Origin of the sequence: Nocardioides sp. NPDC057577, from assembly GCF_042801335.1 — a bacterium.
GTDB lineage: Bacteria > Actinomycetota > Actinomycetes > Propionibacteriales > Nocardioidaceae > Nocardioides.
The window spans coordinates 1-8541 of the sequence record NZ_JBHVGB010000219.1 but is presented as its reverse complement, the minus strand read 5'-3'; the positions used below and the strand labels follow the sequence as shown (position 1 = coordinate 8541).

Genomic DNA, 8541 nt, shown 5'->3' with positions numbered 1-8541 from the left:
AGGCACGGGGGCAGATGCGCCGACTCGGCACGAATCACATGGCCTGGGCCTCGGGGCTGGCGGTGTAGGGGAACTTCTGCATGAAGTCCTTGACGGCCTCGCCGGAGACACCCTCGCAGTACTGGAAGGCACCCTTCTGGGTGGAGGCCTCGGTCGGGTTGGCCGGGTCGGCGTACCAGTGCGTCATGGCGATGTGGGTGCCCGAGGGGAACTCGGTCTTCTTGTCGCCGGCGACCGCGGTCTCCTTGGCGTCGGCAGCGGTCCACGGGGCCGCGATGAACTTGTAGCGGAAGTTGGAGGTGCCGGCGAACTTGTCACCGATCGCGCGCAGCTCGTTCAGCTCGTCGTCGGAGACGGTCTCGTCGTACCACACGATCGTGTAGCCGTGCTCGAGGTTGTGCACCAGCGCCTCGAGGTCGGGACGATCCCCGGTGGTGTAGAACTTGCGCGACATGTCGGCCGGCGCGACGTTGGCCTCGTTCCAGTGCGGGCCGAAGGCCGGGGGAGCAGTCGTGTAGGTCTGCTCGGTGCCGGTCGCGATGTGGTTCTGGTTCCCGTCGGCCGTCATCTCGGTGACCTTCTGGCAGCCAGCCGCCTTGGCGCTCTTCCCGATGTCCTGCAGAGCGACGTCCTTGTACTCGCTGTCCTTGATGAAGCCGCTGATCGGCGTCCATGCGGCAGCGCCGATGATCACGACGGCGAAGGCGATGCAGACACCGATGATCGCCCAGCCTCGGACGCGCTCGGCGCGGCCCTGCTTCTTGCGGATGTCGTTGATGACCGCACGGCGGTCTTTGTTGAGCGACTTGTTGGCCACGGTTCGGCGTACCTCGGGTCTTTTGTCGGGACGCGCAGATTCTAGGTGGTCACTGGTAGCAGAAGGGAAGTTGCCCCGTGATTATTCGTCTCGCGCTCGCATCGCCAGCCGTGCGCGAAGGCCAGCGCGGCCATCACCGCGGCGTCGGCTCCGGCCACCCGCAGCCCGTCCTGATGCGGGACGGGGGCGGTCCCGGTCACCTCCGCGACGGCCGCGGAGAGCTCCTCGACGCTCGCCGGCGCACCGAACGGGGCCTGGTCCTCGGCGGCACCCTTCAGAGCGCGTACGACGGCCTCCCGGGCCCCGAAGCCGAAGAAGTCCGAACCCTCGGGGCGGATGAGCGCGCTCGCTCCCGGTCCGTCGTCACCGGGCTCGCGGACGAGGTCCGCCCGGCCACGCAGGACCGCGAACGGCCGCGCGCCCAGCTTGCCCTGGGAGATCTCGGCCGCCGATGCGATCTCGTCGACGACCGCCGGGGCGGTGACGACGAGGTCGTTGCCGTAGGCGTCGACCTGGCCGGCGAAGCTCTCCAGCACCTCGAGACCGGCGGCGCCGATGGCGATGTCGGTCTGCCCGTCGCGCCAGGCGCGTCCGGCGGTGTCGGTGATGATCACCCCGACGTTCGCGCCGGTTCGGTCGCGGAACGTGGCGCGCAGGGCCCGCGCGGAGGCGTCGGGGTCCAGGGGGAGCAGCACGATGTGGCCGGCCTCGACGTTGGAGGCGTCGATCCCGGCCGCGGCCATCGTCAGCCCCAGGCGGCTGCGCACGATCTGGGTCGGCCCGCGTCGGGCCACCACCCGCGTCGTCTCGCCGGGGAGCGCGTCGTCCCGGTTGCCCTCCCGCACCTGACCCTCGGCCTTGGAGACGACCTTCGAGGTGACCACGACGATGTCCCCGTCGGCCAGCGGGGACCCCAGGCCGGAGTCGAGTGCAGTGAGGAGCAGGGCAGCGAGGTCGTCGCCCTTACGCACCTCGGGTACGCCGTCGGGGGCGGTGACGGTAATGCCCAGCCCGCTCATCGGCCCGTTCGTGGGCCGCGTCATCGGTTGACCAGCTCGACAGCGGCGGCGGCGATGTCGGCAGTCGCGTCCTCGGAGGACATCCACAGCGGGACGGCCGCCGCCTTCAGCCCCGACTCGGTGAGCGCCGGGACCGCGGCGGCGTCCGCGGTGTCGACGAGCCAGCCGTCGAGGACCCCACCCGCGCCCCGCGTCCCATAATGCAGACCGACTCCGGCGGCGGTCGCGTCGACGCCGATGGCGGCGAGCATCTGCTCCGCCATGCCGCGTACGTGGTGCCCGCTGATGATCGGCGAGATCCCCACCACAGGGGCCGAGGTGGCGACAAGGCCCTCCCGGATCCCGGGTACGCCGAGGATGGTCCCGATCGAGACCACCGGGTTTGACGGGGGCACGATCACGAGGTCGGAATTCAGCAGCGCGTCCATCACGCCGGGTCCCGGTTTCGACTCGTCCTGCCCCACGAAGATCAGCTTCTCGACCGGAACGCCGGCCCGGAGACGTACCCAGTATTCCTGGAAGTGAACGACCGAGAGTCCACTGGGTGAATTCTCGTCGTTGATCGCCACATGGGTCTCGACGCGGTCGTCGGTCATCGGCAGCAGGTGCACGCGGTCGCCCCATACAGGCTTCAGCCAGCGTTCGCACAACGCGGTGGTGACCTGCGACAACGAGAAACCGGCCTCGAGCATCTGGGTGCGTACGAGATGGGTGGCGATGTCTCGGTCGCCGAGTCCGAACCAGGTCCCGGGCACGTCGTAGGCCTCGAGCTCGTCCTTGATCGACCAGGTCTCGGCCTTGCGGCCCCAGCCGCGCTCGTGGTCGAATCCGTTGCCAAGGGTGTACATCACCGTGTCGAGGTCGGGACAGACCTTGACGCCGTGCATCCACAGATCGTCGGCGGTATTGGCGATCACGGTGACCCGGGCATCTTCCCTAATGCCTGGGACACGGCCGGCGGAGATGCCGTGGAGGAGCCCGGAGATGAACTTCGAGCCGCCATGGCCGCCGGAGAGAACGGTGATGTCACGCATGGCCCTAGCCTCTCAGACGGGGCCAGCAACCCTGCTCCAGCCGGTGCTTAAAGCCGGTGCTAATGCGGCCCTATCAGATTTGAGGGTTGACTTGTGGCACCGACAGGCATGTAATTTCATCAGTGTGGTTCGAAATTGAACCGGGGACCGACAACTGTGGAGACAGTGCTTGGATATCTCGGGAAAATTTCGGCAGGGAACTGCATCAAAGTGACGGCCCAGGTCGTAACAAGAGGCAGTTCCCGCAAAAAACGGGGGGATCGGTTACCTGCCGATGGCGTGAGGTGACTGGCCCGAGATGGGGTCACGGTCCCGAAAACAAGCTGAATAGGGTCGAAAGGTCGGAAAGACGATGAGAGAGCTGTTTCTCCTCGAGCCGGACACCGACGAAGGGGGCTGGCAGGAGCGCGCCCTGTGCGCGCAGACGGATCCGGAGGCGTTCTTCCCTGAGAAGGGTGGATCGACTCGGGAGGCCAAGAAGGTCTGCCAGACCTGCGAGGTGCGCCAGGATTGCCTCGAGTCTGCTCTGGGCAACGACGAGCGCTTCGGAATCTGGGGTGGACTCTCCGAGCGGGAGCGCCGCAAGCTGAAGAAGCGCGCTGTCTGAGATTCACTGACAGTCGCAACCAAGCACGAGCCAGCAAGGCCCGGACCGTCACGGTCCGGGCCTGCTGATCATTTCGGGGCAAATACCTGAGGGGGCGTGTCCCGATCGCCCGACAGGTCCATTCGGACTATCACCGGTTGGGCACTAGGGTTGCCGATCGTGCACGCGTCGGTCGCCCTCGTCCTCGTCTCTCATAACGGCGCCGGCTGGCTTCCAACCGTCATCGACGGGATCCGGAACCAGCAGGCTCCGGTGAGCTTTGCCGTCACGATCGACACCGGCTCGACCGACAGGTCGGTCGAGATCCTGGAGGAGACCTTCGCCCAGGTGGTCAAGCTCCCGGCGTCGACGACGTTCGCGGACGCGGCCAACGAGGCGCTCGCCATCCTCCACCAGGCGGCGCAGCCGCCGGAGTGGATCTGGTTCCTCCACGACGACTCCACCCCCGACCCGCACGCGCTGTCGACCCTGCTCAACGCCGCCGAGGAATACCCGGAGGCCGACATCCTCGGCCCCAAGATCCGGGAGTGGCCCTCGCTGCGCCGGATGCTCGAGCTCGGTGTCTCGATCTCGGTCACCGGCAACCGGGAGACCGGCCTCGAGCGTGGCGAGTACGACCAGGGCCAGCACGACGAGGTACGCCGCGTCCTGGCCGTCAACACCGCCGGCATGCTGATCCGCCGCGAGGTCCTCGAGTACCTCGGCGGCTTCGACAAGCACCTCCCGGTCCTCGGCACCGACATGGACCTCGGCTGGCGGGCCGCCAACGCCGGCTTCACGACCATCGCCGTCCCGGACGCGGTCGTCTTCCACGTGGAGGCGGCCCACCGCGGCGTACGCAAGACGCAGCTGACCGGTCGCCGGATCCACTATCAGGAGCGACGGGCCGCGCTCTACACCCTGCTGGTCAACGGCCGGCCGGGGATGCTCCCGTTCACGATGGTCCGGTTCTTCTTCCAGACCCTGTGGCGGATGCTCGGCTTCATCCTGGTGCGCGACCCCGGGGCCGCGCTCGACGACCTGGGCGCCCTGGGCTGGATCTACGGCCACACCGGCCAGATCATGCTCGCCAAGCGTCGGCGCCGGAAGCAGGCGCACGCCGACAAGGACGTGGTCAAGGCGCTGCTGCCACCGCCGTGGCTGCCCTACCGACACGGGCTCGACTTCGTCTCCGACGTCGCCAACGCGATCACCCAGCAGGCCTCCGACATCGCCGAGCGGCGCCAGATGGCGCAGGCCGAGGCCGATCCGGCCTCCTTCGCCGCCAAGCGCCAGGCCGAGCGGGCCCAGCTGGAGGAGGACGAGATCCCGGCCGAGACCGGCTGGCTGGTGCGCTTGTTCACCAACCCGGTCGCGGTGCTCCTGGTCGTCGTCGGCATCCTCGGTGTCATCGGCGCCCGTGCGGCGCTCGGCGGTGTGGCCGGCAGCGGCCTCGGGCCGACGCCCCAGAACGTGGGCGACTGGTGGCAATTGCAGTTCGAGTCGTGGCACGCGATCTCGCAGGGCACCGGCGTGCCCGCGCCGCCGCACGTCTTCCCGCTGGCCGTGCTAGCGACCGTCCTCGGCGGCAACCCGAGCCTGGCGGTCAGCGCGGTCATGCTGCTCAGCTTCCCGATCGCGCTCGGTGGCGCGTGGCGCCTGCTACGGGTCGCGGGCCGGCTGATCAGCCACCTCGGTGCACCCCGCTGGCTGCTGCTGTGGGGCGCGACGGCGTACGCCCTGGTTCCCTACGTCAGCGGTGCCTTCGGTGACGGCCGGATCGGTGCGGTCGTGGTCGGCGCGCTGCTGCCCTGGCTCGCCCACGCCGCGCTCGGGTTCAGCGATCCCGTCGCCGACCGCCGCTGGCGCGCCGGGTGGCGCACCGGCCTGCTGCTCACCGTCATCACCGCCTTCGCGCCGATGGCCTTCCTGGTCGCGGCCGTCTTCGCGGCGGTCATCTTCATCGTCGCCCGCCGGCTGATGCCCGCCGTGCTCAGCGACCGCGACCAGTGGGGCCCGCCCGCGGCGGCCATCGCGACACCGGTCGGGCTGCTGCTTCCCTGGTGGCTGCCGGCGATCTTCTCCGGCGGCTGGGCCGGTCTGCTGCTCGACCCGGGCAGGCTGCCGGCTCCGGCCGCAGGCGGGTTCGACCTGCTCGTGGGCCGCCTGACCGGGCTCGACGGTGCCGATCTCGGCGCCCCGTGGTGGCTGGGCCTGGCGCTGCCGCTGCTGGCCGTGCTCGCGCTGATCCCGAGCCGCACCCGGATCCCGGTCATGGTCTGCTGGATCGGCGCGGTCGCGACGGCGGCCGTCACGATGCTGCTGTCCTGGATCCCGATCCCGCTCGACGCCGGCATCGCCCGGGTCGGCTGGGGTTTCCCGCTGGTCGCCATCCAGGGCTTCGCGGTGGTCGCGGCGGTGCTGGGTGCCCAGGGTGCCATCCTCGACGGCCTGAGCGGGCTGCGGAAGGTCATGGTCGGCGCGGCGGCTGCGGCCGCGGCGGTCGGTGTCGTCGGCAGCCTCGGCTGGTTCGTCTACGCCGGCACCGGCAATCTCACCGACAACACCCGGGCCCTCGGCCACATCGGGGTGCCCTCCTACATGCTCGACCCGACCTCGACCACCCTCGGGCCCGAGGACGGCGTCCTCGTGCTGCGCGGCTCGGTCGACGAGGGCATCCGTTACGCCGTCCTCCGCAACGACGGGATCACCCTCGGTGAGGACGAGATCGCGCAGGTCGCCGGTGGCTCCGAGGAGCTCACCGGAGTCGTACGCCGCCTCGCCGCCGACCCCGACGACGCGGTGATCGGTGATCTGGCCGCCCAGGGCGTGGCCTACATCGTGATGCCCGGGCCGGCCGACTCCTCGGTCGCCGAGGGGATCGACGCCTCCGGGTCGGTGACCCAGGCGAGCACCGTCGAGCGCTCCACGCGTGCCTGGCTGCTCGACTCCGAGCCGAGCGACCCGGGCGTGACCGAGTCGCAGTCCATCATCCGTACGATCCTGTTGGTCCTGGCCGGGATCGGGCTGTTCGTGGTCCTTGTCCTGTGCCTGCCGACGCTGATCCAGAGGAGGGAGTCGGCATGAGCCATTCCCGTGACCCCTACGACCGCTCGCGCGAGCCGCAGGCTGACGACGTCTACGGCCAGGAGCCGTGGATGCTGGACCCGTATGCCGACCCCTACACGGGTCAGACGGCCCAGACGCCGCCGGAGGGCTACACGCCGGAGCAGCTCTACGCCCAGGAGCCCTACGTGCCCGGGCCGGAGACCGGACAGATGCTCGCGCAGACCGGCTACCCGCCGCCCTACGAAGGTGACTACCGGACCGGCGAGTTCCAGCCTGCCTACGAGCCGGAGTTCGAGGCCTGGCCGACCGCGGACGAGATGCGGGCGGGGGAGCCGGAGGTCCAGCACGAGTCAGAGCCGGATCGTGCCAAGGGTGGACGGATGGCGGCTGCCGCCGCGGCAGCGGCTGCTGCTCGGCCCCGGCTGCGCCGCGTACGCAGGCAGCGCGGCCGCCGCCTCGACAACACCGTGCTGGTGGCGCTGGGTCTGGTCGGCGCGATGGCAGTGGCGCTGCTGCTCAACCGGCCCCACCAGTGGGAGCAGCCGAAGCTGGCCGCCGACAGCAGCGCGCCGACCGCTGCCACCGTGGTGTGCCCCGGCAAGCCGAAGTCCGGCGCCGACCAGGTCGCCGTCACCAACGCCGCCGAGGGGTCCGGCAAGGTCACGCTGACCGGCCCCGGCGCCGGCAAGGGCGCGGAGACCACCGTGGGGTCCGGCAAGGTCACCAGCGCGTCGGTCAAGCCCGGATCGGTCGTGGTCAAGGCGGGTAAGGAGGTCGCCCCCGGGCTGGTCGCCGGACGTTCGACGACCAAGCCGCTCGCGGCGACCGGGTGCATTCCCCCGCAGGCCGAGGCGTGGTTCCCCGGCGTCGGTGCGGGTGCCACCCACAACTCGATCCTCGAGCTCACCAACCCCAACAGCGGCGCAGCCACGGTCGACATCTCGCTCTACGATGAGAAGGGCGTGGTGGCCGTCCCCGAGGACCTCCGCGGCGTCGCGATCCCGGGCAACACCACCCGCACCTTCGACCTGCTGCACGTGATCCCGCGCAAGGGCGAGCTCTCCCTGAAGACCACGGTCGTACGCGGCCAGGCCGGGGCGATGGTCCGTGACCGTGCCGTCGCGCTGGAGTCGCAGGCGGCCACCGAGGACTACTTCCCCGGCCAGTCGATGCCTGCCGAGACCAACCTGCTGGTCGGCTACCCGAACAGCTCCGCGAGCCGCACGCTCACCGTCACCAACCCGGGCGATGCCCAGGTGAGCGCCGAGCTGCGCCTGCTCACCCCCAAGAACGTGCTCACCCCGGAGGGCGCTCCGGAGATCCGGGTGCCGCCCAACGGGCAGGTGCAGGTCGACCTGACCAAGCTGCTCGGCAAGGACAGCGCCAGCGACGCGTACGGCGTCGAGATCGTCGCCACCGGCCCGGTCGCCACCGCGATGCGCTCGGTCGACGGGGGCGACGTCGCGATCACGACGGCCACCGAGACCATCTCGGAGCCGACCGCGGTGGTCGTCCCGGCCGGCGCCGGCGTCGGCAAGAAGCGGGTCCTGATCTCCGGCCCGGTCGCCAAGACCGGGGCCAGCGGCACCGTCAAGGTGGTCCCGGTGACTGCGAAGGGCAAGGCGCTCAAGGCCAAGTCCGTCAAGGTCGGTCCCGGGCTGGGCGCCGAGGTCGAGGTGCCCGCGGAGGCGGCGCTGATCCAGCTCGTGCCTGAGGGTGTCGAGGTCAATGCGGCCGTGGTGATGAGCGGCGACGGGGATGCGGTGGTTCCGTTCCGTCCGCTGCGGACCGAGGTGCGTACTGCTGGGGTTGCTCCTGGGTTGCCGTTGCCGTTGGAGCCCTGAGTCTTCAGCGCTGCACGTCGGCGGGTTGGTGTGTTTTCGGGGGACTGTTGCCGCCGACCCTTGCTTGGAGGGTGTTCTCGGCGGCGTCCGGAGTAAAGGACGGCCTGCGGCCGCCGGCTGACGCCGGTCGCCTGCGGCGATCCTTGACACCGGCCGTCGCCGAGAAATGACT

The 8541-nt window shown here is 70.0% G+C and carries 6 protein-coding genes; 3 read left to right on the top strand and 3 right to left on the bottom strand.

All coding sequences use genetic code 11. From position 1 onward, the window contains the following. Positions 1-34: 34 nt before the first annotated feature. From ACFU7D_RS26915 to cofD, 3 genes are read right to left on the bottom strand one after another with little or no spacing between them, the layout of a single operon-like run. Entirely contained in the window at positions 35-817 is a 783-nt protein-coding gene (locus tag ACFU7D_RS26915; RefSeq protein WP_378873158.1) for a DUF3105 domain-containing protein, read from the bottom strand. Positions 818-858: 41 nt separating this feature from the next. After that, complete coding sequence (locus ACFU7D_RS26910) at positions 859-1860, bottom strand: coenzyme F420-0:L-glutamate ligase (RefSeq protein WP_378873156.1); 1002 nt, start codon at positions 1858-1860, stop codon at positions 859-861. Then, positions 1857-2870, bottom strand: coding sequence for a 2-phospho-L-lactate transferase (gene cofD, locus ACFU7D_RS26905; RefSeq protein WP_378873154.1), 1014 nt, complete (start codon positions 2868-2870; stop codon positions 1857-1859). Before cofD ends, ACFU7D_RS26910 begins: the two co-directional genes overlap by 4 nt. Positions 2871-3222: 352 nt before the next feature. Here cofD and ACFU7D_RS26900 point away from each other — a divergent pair, with 352 nt between their 5' ends. The 3 genes from ACFU7D_RS26900 to ACFU7D_RS26890 all read left to right on the top strand — a co-directional run bounded on the left by ACFU7D_RS26900 (position 3223) and on the right by ACFU7D_RS26890 (position 8369). Continuing rightward, positions 3223-3477 (top strand): WhiB family transcriptional regulator, encoded by a 255-nt coding sequence (locus ACFU7D_RS26900; protein ID WP_008361238.1) that lies wholly within the window; start codon positions 3223-3225, stop codon positions 3475-3477. A gap of 159 nt (positions 3478-3636) precedes the next feature. Continuing rightward, the gene (locus tag ACFU7D_RS26895; RefSeq protein WP_378873151.1) at positions 3637-6543 is read left to right on the top strand and encodes a glycosyltransferase; all 2907 of its coding nucleotides are present in this window, start codon (positions 3637-3639) and stop codon (positions 6541-6543) included. After that, on the top strand, positions 6540-8369 hold the full coding sequence (locus tag ACFU7D_RS26890) for a DUF5719 family protein (protein ID WP_378873149.1): 1830 nt from the start codon (positions 6540-6542) through the stop codon (positions 8367-8369). Before ACFU7D_RS26895 ends, ACFU7D_RS26890 begins: the two co-directional genes overlap by 4 nt. The last annotated feature ends 172 nt before the right edge of the window (positions 8370-8541 follow it).